Annotated in this window: 23 protein-coding genes and 1 pseudogene; 9 read left to right on the top strand and 15 right to left on the bottom strand. The window is 55.2% G+C overall.

Features of this window, described 5'->3' with window-relative positions:
* Nucleotides 1-94: 94 nt before the first annotated feature.
* On the bottom strand, nt 95-1141 hold the full coding sequence (locus tag L0664_RS16055; protein ID WP_235226911.1) for a hypothetical protein: 1047 nt from the start codon (nt 1139-1141) through the stop codon (nt 95-97).
* Nucleotides 1142-1329: 188 nt separating this feature from the next.
* On the opposite strand from L0664_RS16055, the gene L0664_RS16050 reads away from it, so the two are divergent.
* Nucleotides 1330-2190: a hypothetical protein gene (locus tag L0664_RS16050; RefSeq protein ID WP_235226910.1), complete on the top strand. Its 861-nt coding sequence runs from the start codon at nt 1330-1332 to the stop codon at nt 2188-2190.
* Nucleotides 2191-2270: 80 nt separating this feature from the next.
* Here L0664_RS16050 and L0664_RS16045 read toward each other — a convergent pair whose 3' ends face one another.
* Both L0664_RS16045 and L0664_RS16040 read right to left on the bottom strand, forming a co-directional pair.
* On the bottom strand, nt 2271-3125 hold the full coding sequence (locus tag L0664_RS16045; protein WP_235226909.1) for a hypothetical protein: 855 nt from the start codon (nt 3123-3125) through the stop codon (nt 2271-2273).
* Between the two features lie 69 nt (nt 3126-3194).
* Nucleotides 3195-4270 (bottom strand): annotated as a pseudogene (locus L0664_RS16040) (tyrosine-type recombinase/integrase).
* A 456-nt stretch (nt 4271-4726) separates the two neighbouring features.
* Here L0664_RS16040 and L0664_RS16035 point away from each other — a divergent pair.
* A complete protein-coding gene (locus L0664_RS16035; protein ID WP_235226908.1) occupies nt 4727-5125 on the top strand; it encodes a VOC family protein in 399 nt (132 codons plus the stop codon).
* Nucleotides 5126-5148: 23 nt separating this feature from the next.
* Here L0664_RS16035 and L0664_RS16030 read toward each other — a convergent pair whose 3' ends face one another.
* The 8 genes from L0664_RS16030 to L0664_RS15995 are packed head-to-tail and all read right to left on the bottom strand — an operon-like array spanning nt 5149 to nt 12161.
* Nucleotides 5149-5763: a GntR family transcriptional regulator gene (locus tag L0664_RS16030; RefSeq protein WP_235226907.1), complete on the bottom strand. Its 615-nt coding sequence runs from the start codon at nt 5761-5763 to the stop codon at nt 5149-5151.
* 60 nt (nt 5764-5823) lie between these two features.
* Complete coding sequence (locus L0664_RS16025) at nt 5824-7035, bottom strand: 2-isopropylmalate synthase (protein ID WP_235226906.1); 1212 nt, start codon at nt 7033-7035, stop codon at nt 5824-5826.
* Nucleotides 7036-7062: 27 nt separating this feature from the next.
* Nucleotides 7063-7938, bottom strand: coding sequence for a dioxygenase family protein (locus L0664_RS16020; RefSeq protein ID WP_235226905.1), 876 nt, complete (start codon nt 7936-7938; stop codon nt 7063-7065).
* Nucleotides 7939-7959: 21 nt separating this feature from the next.
* Nucleotides 7960-9267: a TRAP transporter large permease gene (locus L0664_RS16015; RefSeq protein WP_235226904.1), complete on the bottom strand. Its 1308-nt coding sequence runs from the start codon at nt 9265-9267 to the stop codon at nt 7960-7962.
* Nucleotides 9268-9270: 3 nt separating this feature from the next.
* Nucleotides 9271-9906, bottom strand: a complete 636-nt coding sequence (locus tag L0664_RS16010) for a TRAP transporter small permease subunit (protein ID WP_235226903.1) — start codon at nt 9904-9906, stop codon at nt 9271-9273.
* 16 nt (nt 9907-9922) lie between these two features.
* Nucleotides 9923-11005 (bottom strand): C4-dicarboxylate TRAP transporter substrate-binding protein, encoded by a 1083-nt coding sequence (locus tag L0664_RS16005; protein ID WP_235226902.1) that lies wholly within the window; start codon nt 11003-11005, stop codon nt 9923-9925.
* A 24-nt stretch (nt 11006-11029) separates the two neighbouring features.
* Nucleotides 11030-11488, bottom strand: a complete 459-nt coding sequence (locus L0664_RS16000) for an OsmC family protein (RefSeq protein ID WP_235226901.1) — start codon at nt 11486-11488, stop codon at nt 11030-11032.
* Nucleotides 11489-11501: 13 nt separating this feature from the next.
* Complete coding sequence (locus L0664_RS15995) at nt 11502-12161, bottom strand: malonic semialdehyde reductase (RefSeq protein WP_235226900.1); 660 nt, start codon at nt 12159-12161, stop codon at nt 11502-11504.
* A 127-nt stretch (nt 12162-12288) separates the two neighbouring features.
* On the opposite strand from L0664_RS15995, the gene L0664_RS15990 reads away from it, so the two are divergent.
* The 6 genes from L0664_RS15990 to L0664_RS15965 all read left to right on the top strand — a co-directional run bounded on the left by L0664_RS15990 (nt 12289) and on the right by L0664_RS15965 (nt 17710).
* Complete coding sequence (locus L0664_RS15990) at nt 12289-12675, top strand: YciI family protein (RefSeq protein ID WP_235226899.1); 387 nt, start codon at nt 12289-12291, stop codon at nt 12673-12675.
* Between the two features lie 17 nt (nt 12676-12692).
* Entirely contained in the window at nt 12693-13991 is a 1299-nt protein-coding gene (locus tag L0664_RS15985; RefSeq protein ID WP_235226898.1) for a malonyl-CoA decarboxylase domain-containing protein, read from the top strand.
* A 109-nt stretch (nt 13992-14100) separates the two neighbouring features.
* Entirely contained in the window at nt 14101-15129 is a 1029-nt protein-coding gene (locus L0664_RS15980) for a type 2 periplasmic-binding domain-containing protein (protein WP_235226897.1), read from the top strand.
* 74 nt (nt 15130-15203) lie between these two features.
* A complete protein-coding gene (locus tag L0664_RS15975; RefSeq protein ID WP_235226896.1) occupies nt 15204-15851 on the top strand; it encodes a TRAP transporter small permease subunit in 648 nt (215 codons plus the stop codon).
* Between the two features lie 14 nt (nt 15852-15865).
* Nucleotides 15866-17203, top strand: coding sequence for a TRAP transporter large permease (locus tag L0664_RS15970; protein WP_235226895.1), 1338 nt, complete (start codon nt 15866-15868; stop codon nt 17201-17203).
* A gap of 9 nt (nt 17204-17212) precedes the next feature.
* Nucleotides 17213-17710, top strand: a complete 498-nt coding sequence (locus L0664_RS15965; RefSeq protein WP_235226894.1) for a GlcG/HbpS family heme-binding protein — start codon at nt 17213-17215, stop codon at nt 17708-17710.
* Here L0664_RS15965 and L0664_RS15960 read toward each other — a convergent pair.
* The gene (locus L0664_RS15960; protein WP_235226893.1) at nt 17707-18204 is read right to left on the bottom strand and encodes a cupin domain-containing protein; all 498 of its coding nucleotides are present in this window, start codon (nt 18202-18204) and stop codon (nt 17707-17709) included. The two genes, L0664_RS15965 and L0664_RS15960, sit on opposite strands and share 4 nt — an antisense overlap.
* A gap of 83 nt (nt 18205-18287) precedes the next feature.
* On the opposite strand from L0664_RS15960, the gene L0664_RS15955 reads away from it, so the two are divergent.
* The gene (locus L0664_RS15955; protein ID WP_235226892.1) at nt 18288-19652 is read left to right on the top strand and encodes a hypothetical protein; all 1365 of its coding nucleotides are present in this window, start codon (nt 18288-18290) and stop codon (nt 19650-19652) included.
* On the opposite strand, the gene L0664_RS15950 is transcribed toward L0664_RS15955, so the two are convergent.
* The 3 genes from L0664_RS15950 to L0664_RS15940 all read right to left on the bottom strand — a co-directional run bounded on the left by L0664_RS15950 (nt 19649) and on the right by L0664_RS15940 (nt 23121).
* On the bottom strand, nt 19649-20230 hold the full coding sequence (locus L0664_RS15950) for a cupin domain-containing protein (RefSeq protein ID WP_235226891.1): 582 nt from the start codon (nt 20228-20230) through the stop codon (nt 19649-19651). The two genes, L0664_RS15955 and L0664_RS15950, sit on opposite strands and share 4 nt — an antisense overlap.
* Nucleotides 20227-22119: a TRAP transporter permease gene (locus L0664_RS15945; protein WP_235226890.1), complete on the bottom strand. Its 1893-nt coding sequence runs from the start codon at nt 22117-22119 to the stop codon at nt 20227-20229. The genes L0664_RS15950 and L0664_RS15945 overlap by 4 nt, the downstream gene beginning before the upstream one ends.
* Nucleotides 22120-22188: 69 nt before the next feature.
* Complete coding sequence (locus tag L0664_RS15940; RefSeq protein ID WP_235226889.1) at nt 22189-23121, bottom strand: TAXI family TRAP transporter solute-binding subunit; 933 nt, start codon at nt 23119-23121, stop codon at nt 22189-22191.
* Nucleotides 23122-23160 lie beyond the last annotated feature (39 nt).

Genomic DNA, 23160 nt, shown 5'->3' with positions numbered 1-23160 from the left:
CCAGTCCGATGCTGCAATGCAGCCTGCCAACGCAGACATTCGGGCATTAGAGCGCATTCGAAGGGTTAAGTCTCTTTATCAGCGGCTTAAGTTGCTATCTTAAACCCAGTTGATACGCTTCCATGGTTGCAATTGCGCGTTCGACCGATGCTAGGATTCTTTGACCATTGGGCTGCTGTCTGGAAAAACAGTCGCGGTTATTGGTTCTATCTTCTTCCCTAGCTAAGACCTCAGCATTCAATTTTTCAAAGTATGGGCTGCTTGATCCAAGTTCGGCATACCAATCCGGCGCAGATTCTGAAAAGTTGCTGGTGCGGGAGTAGATTATTACGCTTGGTGAATATTCTTCGAACACCGCTGCAAGAAACAGGGAAATCGTCAAATCCTCACCACCGATAGAGTCTAGGAAATCTGTGCCGTCGAATGCGCCGTGGTGAAGCACTATGAGTTCAGGTTCATGCATGACTATCCTTTCCACTAATTGCTCTGCCTCTTTAGAACCAAAGCTATTGAATGACACTCGCTCTGCAAAAAACTGAAATGGTAGATGCCGCACAATCGGGAAGATATCGTCGATGTTTGTTCTCTGATTTCCAGCCGAAGCATCGCAATAGGCATTGTTTTCGTGCGATGAGTCTATGAAGATAGCTTTAGGTGCGGTATCGAGCACGCTGTTCAGCGCAGCAAGCTCCGGATCATGTTCTGGGCGTCCTTCTTCGACCACTGATTGCGCGATCTGCTGAAGCGCTCGGATGGTTGCGCCAGAGCGATTGAAAGCTTCGATTTCTAGTGCACGCTGAATGCCCGAAATCTCTGCCACCAAACTGATAGCTCTTCGTTGCGCGTCATAATCCGATGTTGATTGTAGACTGGTTACGATTTGAGAAAGCAATCGATCCTCTGCAATCGTTAGCTCGCGATTTCCCTGCTCTCTAACGATCTCCAATTCGGCCTCAAGATGCCCTTGGCTCGTTTCAAACTGGCTTTGTGTTTGCTTCAGATTGAACAAATCTATGCTCAGAACGGCAACAGTTCCAGCGACCGCGGAGACGAAAGGTAAGATGATGTTGGCGCCCGGCCAACGGGACTTTTTTTCTTGAGCCTCCTCTAGAACGAGGTGAATTTTTCGTGGTTCTGCCATACTTCCCTCCGGGGTTCGCATTGATTGATCGCTCAATCATTATCATGGCTTGAGCCCTGTCGTCTGCGGCCCATACCGGCCATTCACCTGACCATAGCAACACTGTGGTGCGGCCCGTCATTTCAGACATTCGTTGCGATTGCGCCAAGTGGTCCGATCCCAACAATCCATACCGATGGTATGGTTCTTTGAAGCGATTACAAATATGCAGAACGGCAGCATGGAATCCAAATGCCGGGGATGCAAAGATTACGAATGACCGCTCCACTCTTCCTGTATTTCAAGATACACCCAAAAAAGAAAAGATTGGAGGTCGAGAAATGAACCCATATGAAGAGCTTTCAGGGGACGATCATGTGGCGTTCCTACAGATCGAAAAAGAATTTCGGCAGCAGATGGAGAATATGCAAGAGGATCAAAATTCGAACTGGTCCTATCTCACTGCTGACTACATGAACAAAACCCTTGCTGCAGCAACGGCATTGAACATTGACGCGCTAACCGGGTTTTCTGTGAGCACACGAGACTCAGATGAACATCGAGAAAACTTCGATGATTTCTTGCGGGCGGTGGATAATGTTATTGTCCAGATGCGCATCATGAATTCGAGAACCCGTAATGCAATGACAGTGGGTTTGACCGAGGCGCAGAAGTCGAAGATCCATCACCTGATTGAAAAAATCAGAACGGAGGTGGAGGGATCGACCACGCCTGAAGATAAAAAAGACAAGCTTTTTGATATCCTCAATAACCTCGCCAAGGAGGTCAGTAAAAACCGGACACGGTATGAGCGTTTCGCAGACCTCGCCCGGTCACTTGCTGGTCTCAGCGGGGATGTTGAGCGAGCGGGCGCACGCCCTTGGTGGCCGTGGTTCGAGAAAATCATGGATCTTATCGATGATGCGAAGGAGGCGGAACCGCAGCTTCCAAAACCACCGGAAATCAGGAAGATCGAACCGCCACGTAAAGAACTTCCGAAGCCATCTGGGGGGTACGGTGACAGGGGAGGATATGATGCAAAAGATCCAGATGATGAGATTCCGTTCTGAATCCGGCTAAGTCAATGTGTGTCAATCGACCTTCACCTAAACCCACTGCTATAAAATCTGTAGAGGCGTAATGAATCAAGTCATCCTTGCGTACGAATGATCTCATCCATCTTATCGGCATAAAAGGATGGGAACTCTGACATCCAGATTCTGGAAATATCGGGATTCGCACGCAAGAGAAGCTTGATTGAATCTTTGTCCCCGATTTCTTGCCCTAAGGCTTCGTACAGCTGAAGAGCTACAACTCTGTCAGAAAAGCCAATTTCGTGAATCGCAATAGCTGTTTCGTTGGGCAACCCATATTTGAGGGCCTTTAATAACAGTTGGAGCCGTTCAATTAGCTCGCCGTCGCCACCTTGGTCGCCATCAGTTTGATGTTGATCAATCAGCTCAATTATTGCGCCTATGATCAAAGTTCCGTCAAAGGAGAAAGCACCGTCACATAAGTTAACGATGTGCTGAATGGTCAGAGATCTAAATTTTGAACCCCAAGTCAGTTTTGCCCCAGATGACTTTAAGAAATTCCATATCGCGTTGTAGGAGCGCCCCTGCGCCCACATCTTCGCCGTCTCGGGCAAAAGTTCTGGATTTGTTAGTTTTTGAGCAGTTTTATTTGTTATGATCTCACCAAGCAGAGGCCAAATATAGTCTACCAATTCATCTCTATCTTGGATGTGTCGTAGACCTTCAATGTTGCTGTCTAACCAACCGGAAATTGCTCGTGCATCATGAAGGCCGAAGAGGGTTCTTCCAAAGTGCTTTACCTTAGGTAGTTGCCTGATCGCGTCAGCAACATTGTCCGAAAGCAACTGGAAGAGCGACAGAATTGTAGCGCGCATTGCTTCGTCTGCTAAGTGAAAAGCCAACGTTCCTTTAGCCAATTCAACCGCGAAACTTTGGCCGATCGCTTCGTCGGTGTCTGGCCAATTTGACACTAAGAAGCTCTCAATTGCTGAAATCAGATCGGCCCGCCATCGGATTCCAGAACGACGTCGGTTTCAGCATTAGAGTCCTGTTCGATGTCTAAGCTCCTTACACGTAATTTCCATCGACGGACGCAGCGCGTCCAGAGAAGGCTTCACATACCGTCGCCCAGTTATCGACAGTGGCGTATGATTGAGCAAGCGACCGACGATCTCTTCAAGAACACCAGCCTCCATTGCCACCGTTGCAAAGGTACGCCGGTGAGTATGTGGGGAATACATCATCCGTTCCGGCCGTCCGAGATATCCAGTTGAAGACTTGGGGGATGGGAACACCCATTGAGAGCTCAGGCCATTGAGCGGCGCTAGGATCTCATGGTGAAACTGCAAAATCGGTAAATCAAAGCTACGACCGTTCTTGGTCATCGGCAGGTGGATATGGTGCTCATGGACGTGCTTCCATTCGAGCGACAGCGCCTCGCTTCTTCTGAAGCCGGTGAACAACAGCAGTTCGTAAAAGACTTTGTGGATTGGATTGAAGAGTTCATCAACAGTCCTCCGCCAATTCCCCAGATCGTCAATAATCTTCGCTTCAAGCGCCTCTTCATACCATTCAACTGCGATAGTCGGACACTCTGGCAATTCGTGGATACGGCGAGCGTGGTTCCAGACTGTGCGAAAGCACTTCAGCACGTGATTTGCCCCCGACGGGATCGAACGCAGGTCGCGGTGGCGTTGCGCAACCATCGACTTAGAGATTTCGTCCAGCGGAAGCTTCATCCAGTCCTTAATGTGGTTGGCGAACTGACGACGGATTTCTTGCTTGTTCGTTTCAGAGCGCAGCTTTGGACGGGCGAGGTACGTTTCCATCGCCGCCTCAAGTGTTGGCGCTCCTATCTGGATCCGCTTACCGGCCCCCTACCCCATTCCAGCGCAAACCCAAGCGCAGTCTGCCGTGCTGCCACAGCCGAAATGACAGGATACCTACCGATCAGAACCCGCTTGGTTTGCCCACCGACGTCCTTCTGAAAATACCATGTCTTAGCCTTCTTCCCGACGAAGAGGACGAGCCCCTTAATCTCGCTATCCCAGAGCTTCTGGGTGCCCGATTTTGTCTGGGAAATCTTTCGAACGTAGGTCTCTGTGAGCTTTGGCATTTTGTCTGCTTTTTGTCGGTAACGGCATGCTAGTTGGTGATATCAGATGATACCCCATGCAGTTCATTATTAAATGAAATGAGGCTGTTAGCAACACCGCGCGACTAGCTGAAACTCAACCACCCTGCTTGGAAAACTGGGGTCTTAACCATTACACAACACCCGCTCACACCGTGTTCCTAAGTGATGGGTGTTGGGGCGTCAAGACGGCGATGACACGCTTCGCACATGCGGACGTAAACCGGCCGGATACCCCGCGTCCGGGATCATATCGAGGATCAACCAGTCAAAGAAATAGCCCCTGTCGACAACGGGAGGTTTCGGCGCGTCACGAACAAAGCGATTGGCCCCGTCCGCGCCCACAACGAAAAAACCGACCACAGCAATTCCGTCCGTGATGTCGCTGGATTCTTCATCGGCGCTGGTCCAACATCTGGATCATTCGAGAGGTGCACTATGATTGATCACATGACGTTCGGCGTTACGAAATTCGACCGTTCTGTCGCGTTCTATGCGGCGGCATTCGCCCCTTTGAACGTCACGCGGCTTTTCACCGTTCCGATAGAACACACGGGCGGCGCAAATGTGACAGGATTTGGGGACGACAGGCCATGGTTCTGGATCACCGACGATGCCCCGACAAAAGGCCCGTTGCACATCGCACTTGCCGCCCAAACCCATGCACAGGTTGATGCATTTTACGCCGCCGCTATCGCAGCGGGCGGCGCCGACAATGGCGCACCAGGCCCACGGCCCCACTATCATGAAAACTACTACGGGGCTTTCGTTCTTGACCCTGACTGCCACAACATCGAAGCCGTCTGCCACGTGGCGCCAGCCAGCAAAAACCACTGATCCGCCCTAAGCGAGATGTACAATTATTTAATATAAGCTTTCAGGAAATCGCCGGTCTTTTCATAGTGCGAACGCAGCAATGCCACCGCATGATCCGAATTTTCTGCAATCACGGCATCCAGAATGTCCTGATGCTCGTCCTCGACCTTGCGTCCCTTATAGTCCTGCGACCGGCCCGCAATATAGCGATACCGAATGTTGAGATCATACAACTGGTCACAAATCCGCAACAACAAAGGCGAATTGCAGTTCCCGATCAGCGTCATGTGAAAATTCTTGTGCTCATGTTCAAATTTGTCTGAACCAATCGCCTTCATGCGCGTCATGCGGTGATGAACAACAACCACATCTTCGATCCATTCAGGGGTCGCGCGCTGCATGCTTTGACACAGTGCTTTGCCCTCTAAGGTACTGCGAAGGCTCAGGATTTCATCAAAGTTTTCACGGCTGGTTTCAGCGGCTTGAAAGCCGCGCTGTTCGTGCCGGACCACAAGCTGATCCGACACCAACAGACTTAGCGCTTCTCGAATGGGTGACGCACCCACATCCAGCACCCGACGCAACCGATCGATTTTGAGCTTCTCGCCCGGTGCGAGCCCGCCCGTCAAAAGCAGCTCGCGAAGCTGACGATATGCCAACTTGGTCGCTGATTCAGACTGGGTTGGAAGGGACTGGAATGGAATGATCTTACCCTCGGTTTAGGCCGCCTTCACTGAGGCAACGATGTTTGCGAATTCCTCATTGGACAAAACATCGCGTTTGGCAATACCTGCCTTTTTAACCTCATCAAGAATAACGGCGATTTTGTCGTCTTCCAGCTCGCCCATCCCCATCTCTCCCATCTTATAGATGATCGATGCTTTGCCGGATTTTTTGCCCAAAACGACCTCACCAACTTTACCAGTCAAGGACGGGTGCGTGGCGAACATCACAAGCGGATCGTTCATCACATAGTTGATGCCAATCCCGCTTTCGCGGATGAAATTGCCGTGGCCCAAAACAGGTTTGTTGCGTGCAATCGGGATATTGGATTTCTGCGCAATCATGTCCGCCAGTTCAGGGATTTTATCGAGCTTGTACTGCGTGTCATATCCATAAAGCAGGTGCAGACCCATCATCAGTTCTTCGAGGGCGGCATTGCCTGTGCGCTCCCCCAGACCGTTTGCGCAAGAATGCACGCACACAGCGCCCGCCGTCACCGCAGCCAGTTCGGTGGCAACACCCATACCGAAATCGTTGTGCGTATGGATTTCAATCGGCAGGCCCGTCATGTCGTTGACCCAGCGCACCATGTGCTTGATCGCCTCTGGCGTCGCGCAGCCCATGGTGTCCACGATGCCGATGGAATCCGGTGCCGTGTGATCCATGATGTAATTGCACAGGTTCGTCAGATCATCCTTGCGCGCGCGGGTCGTGTCGTAGGGAAAGAACAGCGCATGCAATCCGTTGTCTTTGGCGTATTTGATAATCGGGGCGGTTTTTTCAGCCACGTCGCGCCATGTCCAACCGAACTGGGTCACAAGTTTTGGGTAACCAATCGGCACCTCGATCACGACGCCATCCGCGCCACATTCCAGCGCCAGATCGATGTCGGTTTTCATGGCCCGCGCAAAGGTGAAAATCTTGGAGTTCAGCCCGAGTTTCGAAATCTCCTTGATCGCGGTTTGGTCATCCACGGACACAGCGGGCATGCCTGCTTCGATGCGATCAACACCCAATTCATCCAGCTTGGTCGCGATCTCGATTTTGTCATCCACCGAGAACACAACACCCGGCGTTTGTTCACCGTCGCGCAGGGTTGCATCATGGATTTCGACCTTCGGCGGCAAGTTCAATTCGCCGCGCACTTCGGGTTCAAAGTTGTAGGGGCTGACCCACCATTTGCCATCTTCGAGATGTGTTTCGCGCATCTTATGTTCCTTTTCTAAGGGCAGGATTTATGTGTTTTCAGGGACAAGGACGAAATCGAAATCGACCTTGTAATAAGGGACGGTCGCATTGCGTCCGATTTCCAGATCATCGGGCAGCGCGTTAAGATCCGTACTTTCGACGTAGTCCATAATAAGGTCGGATCGCACACCAAACACGGCGTCACGATCAAGGTAGGGATCACCATTGGCGAACACTTCGGTCACGAGAGAGCGCAACCCGTCTGCTTGAACGATAAAATGCAAATGCGACGGCCGCCAAGGCGTGCGCCCTGTGGCGCGGAACAATTCCCCAACAGGGCCATCATCGGGCACCATATAGGGCGCCGGTTTCACGGTTGTCATTGCATAGCGACCATCAGCGCCGGTTTTCATCGAACACGTCAGGTTGAAATCGCCCTGCCCGCCGTCTTGCGAATAATACAGTCCGTTTTCCGCCGTCTGCCAAAGTTCGATCACGGCGCCCTCAACGGGGTTGCCGTCCAGATCACGCACGACCCCTTCGACGACGACTGTCGCGCCCTCGTTGTCTTTCTTCAGATCACCACCAACAGGCAGTTCGGGCGCGCCGACCGAATGGAATGGCCCAAGAACGCTGGAGGACGTGCCATCATGCTGCGATCCGATCATATCCACCAAAGACGACAACCCCGTCACGTCGGAAATGAGCACGAATTCATTGCGTTCATCGTCGGTTATCTTGCCCGCATCCGTCGCAAATTTCAGCGCGCGGCTCCATTCGGCGTGGGTCAGCTGGGTTTCTTTGGCAAAGGCATGCAGATGTTCGACCATTTTGGTCAGCAAGAACATCGTGCGCGGATCGGTGTCATCTGCGCAGTAATCCACAAATGCCTGCGTGATTGTGTCGATTGAGACGTTTTTCATGGGTCTGTGACTCCGGCAGAATTAAAGAAGGGCGGTGGACAGGATCGGGAACTGAATGATCAAGATCAGGACCAACAACATCAAAAAGGCGAACGGCAGTGACCCCAAAAATACATCCTTGAGAGAGATATTCGGATCGTTCAGCGTGCTTTTGATCACGAAACACGAAATCCCTAAGGGCGGTGTAAGAAGGCCAATTTCAGCGCCGATCACAGTCACAAGGCCGAACCAGATCAGGCTAAGTTCCATGCTTTCGATCAATGTGATAAACAGCGGCACAACGATCAGGATGATCGACGCCGTGTCGAGCAATGTGCCCAAGACCAACATCAAGACCACATAAATCAGCATGATCTGAAAGAACGACATCTCCCAGGATTGCAGCAACGCATCCAGCTGATTGGGCAGGCCAGCATAGCCTAGCATCCGGCTGTAAAACGACGCCATCGTGATCAACAACAAGATCGCCGCAGTGATGTGGCCTGTTTCCACAAGTGTTTCCCAGAATTCGGCCCACGACATGGACCGACGGGCAATCGCCACGATCAGCGCAAGCGATGCACCGGCCGCGCCGGCCTCAACTGGGGTCAGCCAACCGGTATAGATACCGCCTAAAACCAATAGGATCAGGGCAACAACGGGCCATGCCTTGCGAAACATTTCACCCCGATCCATCGCGGGGATACTGTCGGTTTTGATGTCCTCGCCGATGAACGACGGCCAGAACCGCGCCATCAAATAAATCGCGATCATGTAAACTGCTGTCAGGATCAGGCCTGGAATGATCCCCGCCAGAAACATATCCCCCACGGACACTTCGGCCACGAAGGAATAGATGATCAACATCGCGGATGGCGGGATGATCATGCCAAGCACGGACGATCCGGCCACAACCCCCACAGCAAAGCGTTTGTTATAATTGTAGCGCAGCATTTGCGGCACAGCGATCTTCGTGAACACCGAAGCTGACGCAATGGACGATCCGGTGACAGCCGCAAAAATCGCATTCGCGCCAACCGTTGCCATACCAATGCCCGCCAGAACCTTGCGGAACGCCGAATTCATCACATCATAAATGTCCCTGCCCAACCGCGCCTTTGACACAAGCAAGCCCATCAACGTGAACAGCGGAATGGTCGCAAAGTTGTATTCCGTGACACCGTCACCCACAGCGACCTTCAGGAAATTGAACGCAAGGATGGGTTTGTCGGACATGATCCAGATCGACACAAACGACACAAGGCCAAGCGCGACGGGAATATAAAGGCCAAGGTACACAAGCACCACGATGGCAAGAACGGACAACATGCCGATTGTAAGAGGATCCATGATCTAAACCTCGCCGCTGGATTGCGCTGTGACGTGATGCGGACCCTGGCTGTCCCCCAAAGCGGTCTTGAAAAAGAATAGAATTGCCGCCCACGCGCAGCCAAACGCGATCACAAGGCGCACGGGCCACCATGGCGCCTGCAAAATTCCGGGCGTCCCGAAATAATCGCACCGCGCAAGGCCGGTTTTGAAATCAGCCCAGATGTTGCCAGTCGGTGCGGGCCCAAAATCAGGTTGGGAAAAGAAATGGCAGCTCTCAAAGCTTTCGGTGAACTCGGGCCAGACCGTCCAGACGATCAGGCACATGAAAATGCACGCGATACCATCGAGGATGCGCGCCAATACGCCACCAAGGCGCGGGGATCGGCTGCGCACCAGCCCCAGAAACCCGTCAGAGCGCGTCAAACGCCCCGTGCGAACCACATCAGGAAGCTGCAAAAAGACAATCAACGCCAAAGAGAAAATCACAACCTCAACCACACCGCGAAACGGCGCGTTGAAGATATTTCGCGACACCACATCAACGTTCATGATCGCCACCAAAGCCAGCAACACAAACGCGCCGCTGACGTTGGCAATGATCGCGACCGTCACGACCCAACTTTCAATTTTTCGAAGACCCGTGACGATCATTTTCATATCCCTATGAGCAGACTTATTCTGCTGCCCAGTCGCGCAGCGGTGTGAAACCTGCATCCGCAAGCTTGCCCATATATGCGTTCAGCATATCGGTGCCCGGCGCGCCTGTACCATCAAGGTTAGCCGCCCATTCAGCAGCAATATTGGGCATGCTGTCGGCCCATGCCTGACGCTCATGCTGGCTCATCTCGACGATTGTGCCACCTGCCGCGACATAGGCCTCGCGGGATGCTTGCGCGCGGTCCATCGCGATGCCTGCCACGTGGTCGCGGTATTCGACCGAAACTGTTTGCAGCACGTCTTTTACCTCGTCGGGCAGTTCGGCCCAAATATCGGCGTTCACTGTGACGGTTTTGGAATTAACCGCACCCAGATCAGCCACCAGCATGTAAGGCGCAACTTCGGCCATACCGAAAGTCACAGCCGCCTCTGGCCACAGCATCGCCGCATCCACAACGCCGGTCTGAACCATGTTGTAAAAGTCTGGCAAACCGCCACGCACACCGGCCGCACCGGGGATACCTTCAAGGTAACGCAGGTTATAACCCGCACCGGCAATCTTCATGCCTTCCATATCCGACAGGCCGTTGATCGGGGTGGTCGAAAATACCTGATACGTGTCCAGCACGACGCCGGTCGCAAGGTACACTTGGTTTTCAGCAGCAAGTTCAGCACCCATCTGTGGGAATTCGCGGGCGATTTCGTCAACCGCTTGTGCGACCACGCGCGCATCCGCCGCGACGAAAGGTGTCACCGCAGAAATACCCTGGGATGGCAGCGAAGAGTTGTGGAAGATCGTGGTCACAATACCGATGTCGCCCAAACCCAGCTTGATGCCCTCCAACACCCCGCGTGGTTTTACGATCTGGCCACCATAGGCTTCCATCCAGTTGATCTGGTAATTGCCCTGCTCTGCCAGCAGTTCATCCACGCGCGGGATGAAAAAGCCGGAAAATTCGGCGACCCACATGGATCGCTCAGGGTACCCATCGATGGCTGTCAGGTTGATGGTTTCCTGGGCTGAAACAGCCCCCCCCATCGCGCCCGTTAAACCCAGCGCAACTGTCGTGGCTAAGGCAATACGTCGTGTCAGTTTCATAGTCTTCTCCTCCCAGAAAAGTGGTTAGTCGGCTTTACGCCAGTCTTCGTTGATGACAGTGCCCGCCCCGCGAAACAGCTTCGCGAGCGGGCAATACTTGGCGACCTCAGCGGCCACGTTGTTCAATTCGTCCTGCGTGACAGGGCCATCGGCAATGACCACAAGATCGATTTCCTCAAACGGGACATCGATCTCTTCGGCCAGCGTCACGCCAAGCCGGTTGAACCGGCATTTGACAGAAATATTCAGGTTGCCGATGTCGACGCCCAGTTTGTTGGCGCACTTGTGGCCAATGGTGTTGGTGCATCCGGCAAGCGCGCTTAGCGCGGTATCGGTTGGCGTGAATCCAAGGTTCGTGCCATGCCGTTCAACCGGTTCATCGATGATCTGCGCCAGATCGCGTGTTCGAACCTGCGCAACCGAATGACTGGAACAAACCGCATCAATCGACAACGTCACTGAGGTTTTCATCTTAATGGCCATAGGCGGGCGGTCCTTAAATTATATCGCACACGTCATCGAAATCGAAACGTGGCAAACGTTGGAACAGCGCGTTTTCATCAGCGTAACCGAGGTTGCACAGAAAGTTGGATTTTAGCGGCGTGCCCGCAAAAAACTCAGCGTCGACAACCGCATTATCAAAGCCAGAGATCGCCCCGACATCCAGCCCAAGCGCCCGCGCAGCAATCATGAAATACGCACCTTGCAAGGTGCCGTTGCGGTAAGCTGTATCTTTGGCGTGTTCCGGCTTGCCCTCAAAATGCGGGCGGCGGTCTTCGTGGGGGAACAGGCGGGGCAGCTCTGTCCAGAAATCAACGTCATAGGCGATGATCGCCGTAACCGGCGCCCCCATAACTTTCGGAACATTCGCAGGTTTTAACGACTTAGAAAGCCGATCTTTGCCCGCGTCAGATCGCACAAAAACAAACCGCGCAGGGCAGGTGTTCATGCTGGTTGGGCCCATTTTGGTGATATCAAAAATACGGTGCAGCAGATCATCACCGACAGGTTTGTCGGTCCACGCATAATGGGACCGCGCCTTGCCAAGGATCAAATCGATTTGCGCCTGATCCAGTGTATCCAAGGTGCCGCGCATGTCGCGCACATCCGCCTGCGCTGCTGTCCGCAGATCATCAAGTGACACATTGTCTGTCATCGAGCCCTCCCAGATTCGTGCACCAAAAGTGTCGTGTTTTCCCGCTCGTGTCCAATAAAATCGATTTTTTTATTTTGCGGCTGAGAATATCGAGGCTAAGGTTAGGCAACCAAGGGGGAGTCGCATCATGCCGAAGTGGGAAGACTACAAGAACGAAGCAAAAGGCCGCGGGGCGCTTGCGATGGAACTGTTTATCGTCAAATCAGTGCCCGCGGGTGATATGGATTTGGTCAAATCGACCCTGCCCGCCCACCTCGCCTATCAAAAAGAAGTAGAAGCAAAAGGAAAGCTGGTCATGGCCGGGCCGGTCTCGGATGCAACGGGCGATATGATGGAAGCCGAAGGCATGATCATCTACCGCGCCGCCAACCTTGATGATGCGCGCGCCATCGCAAACGCGGACCCGATGCACGCAGTTGGCGCGCGGACCTATGATGTTCGCAAATGGCTGGTGAACGAAGGATCCCTGAGTTTCACGGTGTCCTTGTCTTCGCAGTCCGTCACTTTGCCCTAACGCGACAGGAGCATCCCATGCAACGCAATCGATTTCTACCGGACATCCTGACAACCCTGTTTGACCGCAAGCGGGCTACAGGCAATGACACGGACCCGCGTGATATCAACCAGTTGTGCAATGCGTTGCTTGCAGAAGAAGGTTCTGTGTCCGGCCAAAAGCTCGCTGAGGTAATCCTGGCACGCTATCGCGGATTAGACGACGACGAAAAACTGGCTTTTTTCCAATTCCTAAACGATGCGCTGGATATTGACGCCGAAAAGCTGGCTGAGCTGGCCAGCACATATGCCCAAACCCGCGCCCTTGATGATTTTGAACAGCTTGCAAATGCCTCAGCTGCCAAACGCCGCAAACTGCTGCGCCGTTTGAACCAGCCCACGGGTGCGACGGCTGATCTGGTATCAATGCGCGTTGATTTGCTGCGTCTGATGAAATCCCATCCCGACCTAGGACGCACGGATATCGACTTTGCACTGCTTTTGCGCAGCTGGTTCAACCTCGGGTTTCTGGTTCTCAAGCAGATTGACTGGATGGCGCCTGCGTCACTGCTCGATAAGATCGTCGCCTACGAGGCCGTTCATGAAATCGACGATCTGGATGATTTGCGCCGCCGGCTAAGCCCGCCGGACCGCCGCTGTTTTGCGTTCTTTCACCCTGCCATGCCGGATGAACCGCTTATCTTCGTCGAAGTCGCGCTCAGTGATCACATCCCCGGGTCCGTCGATGACGTTTTGTCGGAAGGGCGCGAACCACTTTTGCCCGAACAGGCCACGGCGGCGGTGTTTTATTCGATCTCAAACTGTCAGCAGGGCCTCAAGGGGATCAGCTTTGGCAATTTGTTGATCAAACAGGTCGCCAGACAATTGTCGCTAGAATTGCCGCACCTGACCCACCTTGTCACGTTGTCGCCGATCCCGCGCCTGAACACATGGTTGACCAGCCAGTTGGACAACCCCGATTTCGGCCACATCGCCGCGGATATCCTTGAGGGCACTGCCCCTGCCGAAGATGTGCGCGCCCTCGCTGCGCGCTACCTGCTAGAGGCCAAAGGCGCGTCCGGCGCGCCCGTTGATCCTGTCGCGCGGTTCCATTTGGGCAACGGCGCTGAAGCCTATGACGTCCACGCTAACGCGGACAGTTCAGCCAACGGGCGGGCGCAATCCAGCGGTGCGATGGTCAACTATCTTTATGACCTGACACAGATTGAACGTAACCACGAAGACTTTGCCTTGCGCGGGAAAATCGCTGCCTCGCGCGCGCTCAAGGCGTTGGCAAAGGCACCGTTCAAATCAAAACCGAAAGAACTGGCCTCATGATGCAATCGCGCCAGCTGCCTTGCAAAACAACTGCGAAGGCGCCTCAATAGCAAAAACACGGAACAACTGAAGACCGGCAAAACGCCACAAACTATCTGGGAGGATACACATGAAACTTATGAAAAAACTTGCCTGCGGCACGTTGCTTTTGGCATCAACGGCCGTTGGCGCGCAAACCGTTGAGGGGCCCGAAGTCAACTGGAGCCTGTCGATGTGGGGCAACCCGCGCGCATTGTCTGCTGGCATGGAAGCGATTGCCGATGAAGTCCGTGAACAAACGGGCGGCAACTTTGACATCACCGTTTTCTATGGCGGCCAATTGTCCGGCAGCCGCGAAAATCTTGATGGTTTGCAACTGAACGCTTTTGAAGGCGCGGCGATCTGCAACTTCTATCACCCCGGTAAAAATCCGGCTTGGATGGTGTTCTCGTTGCCGTTCCTGCCCCTTGGCGACCCTGCGGTCGATCAATACGTGCGCTCTCGCATGTTCGAACATCCTGCGATCGTTGCTGACATGGCCGCCTGGAACGCCATTCCGTACCTGTCCGGCCTGTTGCCGCAATACGAAGTCCTTGGCAAAGGCGACGCGCCAACAGATTTGGCAGACTGGGAAGGTCTGCGGGTGCGTGCAGGTGGTGGTCTTGGCGACGCGATGGAAGTCTTGGGCGCAACCAAACAAACGCTGCCTGCGGGTGAAACGTCCACGGCATTTCAGCGCGGCGCGCTTGATGCAGCGGCATTTCCGTACACTTACGCGCACGTGTCCTTCGGCATCGCGGACGAGGCCGATTGGTTCACATCCAACCTCGCCCCCGGCACATCCGAATGCGGCTGGGTTTTGAACGCGACCGCCTATGACGCCCTGCCAGAACAGTACAAGACATTGCTGATGGATCTGCGCGGTATGGGGATGGACGTTGAACAGGCCGCCTATGCGGAACAGGACGAAAAGAACCTGCCCGTCTTTCGCGATACGATGACCGAAATCGTCTACACGGACGAACAGTTGGCCCAGTTCCGCGAAGTTGCAGGCCAACCGGTTTGGGATGCGTGGATCGCCGCAAATTCCGATGACTTCGACGCCCAAGGCGTTTTTGACGCGATCTTCGAATACGCAGAAGAAGCCCAAAACCAGTAAGTCACTGGCCCTAGACCCCGGCGCGGGCGCAATCTTTGCGCCCGCGCCTCAACATGTTTTGCAAAGGATCAGTGATGGCGACGCAGCAACAGGCAACGGGCGGTCTTCTGGGACGGCTCAATCGGGGGCTGATGCCCATAGAAGACGTTGCCAATTTGCTGGCAGCCGCCGCGATCATGGCTTTGATGATGCTCGGAGTGCTGCAAATTGTCATGCGCACCGTGTTCAACGCCCCCATCGACGGCTACATTGATCTCGTTGAACTTTCGATGGCCAGCATGGCGTTCTTGGGCGCCGCCTACACCCAACGCATGGGCAGCCATATCCGTATGGAATTGCTGATGGGCCGTCTGTCGGGACGTGCTCTTTGGGCGGTTGAGGCATTTGGCGCAGCCTTGGCGATGTTTATCATCGGCGTGCTGATCTATTACAGCTACGGGCATTTCCTACGTGCGTTCACATTGGGCGACACAACCATTGATGCTGAATATGTCACGTGGCCGTCCAAGCTGCTTGTCCCGATAGCATTTTCGATCTGGTGGTGCCGCTTGGCTTTGCAATTTGTCGGCGCTTTGCGTCTGGTCGCCGATCCCACCAAGGCCCCGGTTGCCGTGGTCGTCATGAAAGACGTCGCTGAACAGGCACAAGATGAAATTCACGAAGTCATGGGGGACGACGCCGATCTTCCAGAACCTGGCGCAGATTTGGGGGGCAAGTCATGATTATCGGAATTGGAATGTCCGACCCATTTTTGGTCGGGATCATAACACTCAGCCTGCTATTGGTGTTGATTTTCCTGGGGGTGCGCGTTGTCTTTGCAGCGGCCGTTGTCGGCCTTTTGGGCTTGGTTGAATTGCGGGGCTGGGGCCCTGCGGCGGGTATCATCGGGACCATACCCCATTCGAAATCTTCGTCGTACGCCCTCAGCGTTTTGCCGATGTTCATCTTTATCGGCTTCCTTGCGTTTCATGCGGGCATGACACAGCAGTTATTTGATGCTGCGCGCAAATGGCTCGGCTGGATGCCGGGCGGATTAGCTGTGGCGACGGTATTTGCCACCGCTGGGTTTGCCGCCGTTTCTGGTGCATCAACGGCCACTGCGGCGGTGTTCAGTCGCGTCGCGATCCCTGAGATGCTGAAATACGGATATGATCGGCGCATGGCGGCGGGCGTTGTGGCGTCCGCGGGCACATTGGCCACGCTGATCCCACCATCCGCAATCCTTGTGATTTATGCGATCATCGTTGAACAATCGGTGGGCAAACTGCTGCTCGCGGGCTTCCTGCCCGGTATTTTCTCGGCTTTCGTTTACGCGGGCATCATCGTCGTCTGGGCCATGTTGAAACCCGGATCAGCGCCGTCGGTCAAAGGGTTCACATGGGGCGAACGTATGCGCACCCTGCCCGGCATTTCGCCAATCGCTCTGGTGGTCCTCATCATCATGACAGCGATCTACGGCGGTTGGGCCACCCCGACAGAAGCAGGCGCGCTGGGTGCCTTTGTTGTCTTCGTCTTGGCCATTGCGCGCGGCACCCCGATGAAATCGATCAAAGACAGCCTGATGGAATCCGCCAAGCTGACAGTGATGATCTTTTCCCTGATTTGGGGCGTGCTGATCTTCGTGCGCTTCTTGGGCTTTTCCGGCATCCCGGGCGCGTTCACAGAATGGGTCGTAAGCCTCGATGTGGCGCCCATGACAATCATGATCTGCATCCTACTCGCTTACGCGGTGCTGGGCATGTTCATGGACGCCATCGGCATGCTGCTGTTGACGCTTCCGGTGGTCTACCCCGCGGTCATTGCCCTTGGGTTTGATCCGATCTGGTTTGGTATCATCGCAGTAAAAATGGCCGAGGTCTGCCTGATCACACCGCCCATTGGCCTCAATTGTTTTGTGGTGAATGGCGTGCGGCCCGACATTCCGCTCGGCACCGTGTTTCGCGGCGTTGCGTTGTTCTTCATCGCGGATGTCATCACCATTGCAGCCTTGCTCATGTTCCCCGAAATCGTGACATGGTTGCCAAACTTTGATTTCGCTGCATGGTGGGATGGCCTTTGGGCCGCCACCAATTAAGGATCTGACATGCGTTTGCAAACCACCCTCCCGCTGAACCGTGCCAATGCGATTATTGAACAGGCCATTGCCTTGGGGCGCGCGGCGTCGCTGTTGCCCCTGACCGTCGTGGTGCTTGATGCGGGGGGCAAATTGGTGGCGATGCAATGCGAAGATGGATCTGGCCTCACACGGTTCGATATCGCCTTTGGCAAGGCCTACGGCGCGCTTGGAATGGGGATTTCCAGCCGTCTGATCCGCGATCGACTGTCCGAACGCCCAGCCTTTCAAAACGCAATTGCAGCTGCGTCTGACGGGCGCTTCATCCCCGTTCCGGGCGGCGTTTTGATTGAAACCGCTGACGGGATCACAATTGGCGCTGTCGGGGTTTCGGGCGACACATCGGACAAAGACGAATACTGCGCGATTGAGGCGATCAAATCCGCGGGCTACGCATCCGAACCCGCAGAACCGAACCCCGATTGGCGCACATCGTCCCTATCGGACCACTACCCCGCATCAACCTAAAGGACGTGATCGACATGCCGATGGGTCACTTGCAAGCGCGGCAATGCGGCGTCTTCGGGGTCACACAACTGGAACGTCGAACGCCCCTTATAGGCTGTGGGGATAACCATACAGCGCACAAAACGGGTCATACCAACGGTCTGCAACGCAACGGCGCGCACGGGGCTGTTGGCAGGTTCAAACCAGCTCATCCCCGGGTGCATGATCTCGGCTCCGTGCTCGGCCTCGATGCGCAACGACCCGCTGACCAGATGGCGCCAACCGCTGCCCGTATGCGTGTGGCGATGCGCGACGGCACCCACCGGAAACGCGACCTCATCAACACGCAGGGCCCATGGGCGTTGCACCCCACTGACCTCCTGACAGCCCAGCGCCTCATCGCCAGACATCACCGCCGCCGTGATCGCAAAAAACAGATCGCCCTCGCGCCCGTTCATCTGTGCACTGCCAGCAGGAACCGACGCATCCTGCCCGCCAGTGTCACGCCATGCCACACACAAATAAGCCTGGTGCGGGGGCGTTTTCAGAACACTCAAGAACATCATAAATCCCGATCCTATTTATGGTGTCATCCTACATGAAACCCGGCATCCTCGCTACGATCTTGGTCGTTCTGTCGGTTTTTGTGCTCTGCGCGCGGACAATAGGCGGGCCCGCGTTCGAGGTGGGCGCGGGCGTCGGGTTTGGCGCACTTTGCGTGTTCGGGTTGCGAAGCAGCACCATCCGCGAAGTGTTGTTGTTGGGTGTAAGCCTGATCCTAACGGCGGTCTATTTTTGGCGCGAAACGTCCGGTGACACGTTCGCGCAGGCCATCGATCTTGCCGCCTTTTTTGCGGCTTTTATCCTGCTGCTGACGGCCCTGAAAATTGCGGCTGAACGGTCGCGGTCTGTCTTGGCTGTGGGCCGCTATCTGATCCGCCAACCCGCATCGGGCCGCTACGTGGCAACGGCAACCGGTGGGCATTTCCTTGGCGTGTTCCTGAATTTCGGGGCGATCAGCCTGATGGCCCCACTGATCCAGAATGCGGCAAAGGACGACAACGGCATCGTCAACACAGACCTTGAACGTCGCCAGATTTCTGCCCTGCTGCGCGGGTTCGCGTGGATACTACTCTGGGCGCCAACGACCCTAACGCAGGCGGTATTGCTAACGCTGTTCACCGAAATCTCGTACGGCAAAATCATAGCCTTGGGCGTCGCCACGTCTGTCTTGATGGTGTTCATCGGGTTCCTGTTTGATCGTTTTGAATGGCGCGATCTGGCGAAAGACACAGCACCTTCCCCCGCTTTTCCGATGCTGGAATTCGGCCGCCTCACGCTGGTGTGCGCCGCATTGATCATCGCGACGGCGGCTTTGCAAATCGTCTTCGGCTACACCACGGCTCTGTCGCTCATGTTCGTTGCGCCCACGGTGACGGTCCTTTGGTTCATGGCGCAGCGCCCGCGCGCCACCACACGACCCAGCCAGATGGCATTATTCTGGCCCGCCCTAACAGACAATGCCCCCGGTCTGGCAAGATCCGCCATCGCGTTGGGGCTGTCAGGGTTTATCGGGCGTATGTTGGCCGACGTGTTGCCAATGGACACGCTGACCGCATTGATTGATCTGGAAAACGTTCCGGGCTGGTTGTTTTTGGCAGCCCTGCCCGTGCTGATCACATTGGGCGGCCAGATTGCTCTCAGCCCGATCATCCTTGTGGTCTTCATCGGGCAAGTGATCCAGACATTGCCCGTTCTGCCCGCCGACCCGACACACATTGTCTTCGCGCTGAGCGCCGGATGGGCCTTGTCTATGTTTGCGTCCCCGAATGCGACCGCGACCTTGCTGATCTCTGCTACAACAAAGGTGGCCCCGACGACCCTGACATGGGCGTGGAACCTGCGATACGGCGCGGTATGCTACGCCGTTCTGGTCGCTGTGTTTGTTGTCCTTGAAACTTAGCGCGCAGGGATGCCTTTGCCTTTGCCGGTCTCGGTTACCCCGTCGATCAGGATAAACATGATCGTGCACGGTTCGGTCCCGCGATTGGCCCAGGCGTGATTTGTGCCACGCTGAACAACGACATCGCCCGCCTTTAGCAGCACGTCATCTTCTTCGTTGTCCATGACCATCCAGATTTCACCGTTCATCACGATGCCATAATCAACACTGTCGGTGCGGTGCATCCATGGGTGCCGCCCGCCTTGCACGATATTCGCCCCTGCGCCCATTTCTGCAAACGCCGCGGCACCGTCTTCGGATGACAATTTGGCCATGACCTCGGGATCTTCGGGCAGGAATTCGACGCAGCGAAACACCGATCCATTCGCGGGGGGGTGCAGTATGAAGTCCCCCTCACAGGTTTCTGTCGGGCCATCATATTGCGCGGGCGTTTCATGGGTCAGCCAAAAATTGGTCAACCGCACACCCGGCCTGTTGGGGCGTTCCAACATCTGGGTCGCCAACTGATCGCTTTCAATAATGGCCGTTCCATTGGCATCATGGCCTGTGACGACGCGGCGGTAATTTTTGTGCTTCATGGTGTGCTCGTTTTTATGGAGGATGGATGGGAGGCGCGGTCATAAACAACAACCAACGCGAACAGAACCGCGCCGATGGCGGCCGAAATCAGCCCTTGGAACAACAGCAAAAGACCAGCCAACGCCGCGATCAGCCGCAGGGCCGCTGGCAGTTTGCCCGACAAACAGCCGATGATCGCCACTGCGATGGCAAAAGTGCCAGTTGTAGCCGTTAGCACTGCAGCAATGTTGTCAATCCACGTGCCGCCCATCAACAAACCGGGGCCGTAGACAATTGCGAACGGCAGCACAAATGACGTGGCCGCATAGGCCGCGGCGGTCCAACCGACCTTGTTCACATTCGCCCCCGCAATGCCGCCCGCCACATAAGACGCCAGCGCCACGGGCGGGGTAATTGTGGAAATGCAGCCATAGTAAAACACGAAGAAATGCGCCGTCAGCGTCGGCACGCCGAGCTTTACCAGCGCAGGTGCGACAACCGTGGCCAAGATCAAATAGGCCGCTGTCGTCGGCAGACCCATGCCCAAAATAATCGACGTGATCATCGTGAAAAACAGCGCGAGGAACAGATAGCCCCCCGACGCCACATCAATCAGCGTCGCGATTTTGGATCCCAAACCCGTCACGCCCAGCACACCCGCAATGATGCCCGCCGCCGCACAGGCTGCCGAAATCGTCACGACAGACCGCGCGCCCTCTGACACAGACCGCACCAGTTTCTCAAGGAACACGCGGTCCAGCTTTCGGTTCCAGATGACATCGCCCGCGATCAAAACGACCATCGCCCAAAGGGATGCCATGAACGGCGAATAGCCCATCAGCATCATGGTGATCAGCGTGGCAAAGGCACCGATAAACGGCCCCCCCTTGATCAAGACGGCTGACAATGGTTCTTCGCTGACATCGGCCCCCGCATTGGGCGCGATGCCGGATTTCACCGCCTGAAGGTGGACGACCATAAAGGCCGACCCGAAGAACAACAGCGCGGGCAAGATCGCGGCGGCCATGACGGCCGTGTAAGGCACGCCGACAATTTCGGCCATGATGAACGCCGCAGCACCCATCACGGGCGGCATGATCTGCCCCCCGGTTGAGGCCACGGCCTCAATCGCGGCGGCTTGGTGGGGTTGATACCCTTCGCGTTTCATAATCGGGATCGTCACCGTGCCCGTGACCGCAACATTGCCCGCCGCCGACCCGCTGACCATTCCGATCAGCGTTGAAAACAGCACAGCGGATTTGGCCGAAGCCGCGCGAAGCCCACGGGTACACCGCACCGACAATTCAAAGAAAAAATCGCCCGCGCCGAAATTCGACAAGAGCGATCCAAAAATGGTGAAGACAATAATATAAGTCGCCGCCACGCCCACAGGAATACCGTAAATCCCTTGGGTGTCTGTTGTCAGAACAACGATAATCCGATGCAGCGTCGATCCACGCCCCTCAAGCACACCGGGCAAATACGGCGCGAGGAACGGATACAGAAAAAACACCAACGTGATGCAGGCCAATATGTTGCCAATGCCACGCCGCGCGGCCTCAAACACAATCAGCACAAGCACGACGCCCGCGTAAAAATCGGCATCCGTCGTAATGCCGCCCGAAAACGCAATGGGTTTCCACCGGCTAAGCATCCAAAGACTGGCCGCGACGGTGGCGCCAACAAGGATGAACGTTATCAGCGTGTTAAGCTTCGTCCCCTCCAGCCTCTCGCTCGCGGGTTTGATCACGAACAGCAGCGACAACGCCAACATGACATGCGTGACCCGCATCGGCATGGTGGAAATCGCAAACACACCTGACACCACCATCAAATGATAAGCGCCAAGGGCAAACCCCGCCAGAAAGACAGCGTTTTGAACACTCAAATGCCGCGTGATCGATGTCATTGGGGCCTCTCCACCTACAAGGCCAGGGCGCAGCGCGCGCCCCGACTGTTCTTAATCCGAAGGCGAATATTACTGCGCGTCGAAGTAGGCCTGCGCCCCTGCGTGCAGCGGGATCGCGAGGTTCAGCGACATTGCCGGATCGATCTGGCGTGCATTGGCATTTTCGTCCTGCAACTGCGCAAGATTGTCAAAAATAGCCGCCGTGACCGCCTGAACCGTGGCCGCATCAAGATCATTGGGCGCGACCAGCATGTTGTTCACGCCGATCAACATACCCGCATCCGCCATGCCATAAACATCGGCAGACACTTCGACCGGAACAAAAGCGGGGTTGGCCTCTAGTGCGGCGTCAAGCATCCCGTCAGAAAAGCTGATGAAACGCAACTCAGCGCCCGCAGCGGCCTGCATCACGGCGCCCGCAGGATAGCCGGACAAGGCAAGCGTCGCATCAACCGTGCCGTCTGTCAGTTGGCTAAAGCCATCCGAATAGGACACAAAGCTGGGCGTGATATCTTCGATGGTCATATCATGCAGCGGGAACAGAAAATTCACAAATCCCAATGTGCCACCACCCGCAGGACCAACAGCAACGCTTTTGCCGCGCAGGTCTTCGATGGTCTGGATGTCACTGTCTGCCAGCACAACCATGTGCAACACGGACGGGTGCAAGGCCGCGACGGCACCGATATCAATCGGTCCGGTGGCTGTGTAGGGGCCAATGCCCTTCGTTGCCAAAACCGCGAGGTTGTTGTTGGTGATCGCGATCTCGACTTCGCCGCTGGCAATCAGGTTGGGGTTCTGGACGGAACCACCTGTGACAATCGGAACCATCGAAATGTCACCGCCTGCGTGTTCGTTCACGACGTTCGAAATGCTTTGCCCCATCGGGTAGAACGCGCCGCCCAAAGATGCGGTCCCAATCCGGAGCTCTTCGGCGGTCGCTGCTGTGCCCAACCCGGTCAACGCCAGCACGCCGACGGCCTTGCGAATAGAATGTTTCATTGATTCCTCCCTATCTGATGTCAAAACAATACCCACTTT

Origin of the sequence: Octadecabacter dasysiphoniae (assembly GCF_021532615.1) — a bacterium.
Classification (GTDB): Bacteria; Pseudomonadota; Alphaproteobacteria; order Rhodobacterales; family Rhodobacteraceae; genus Octadecabacter; species Octadecabacter dasysiphoniae.
This window is presented reverse-complemented; position numbering and strand designations above follow the sequence as displayed.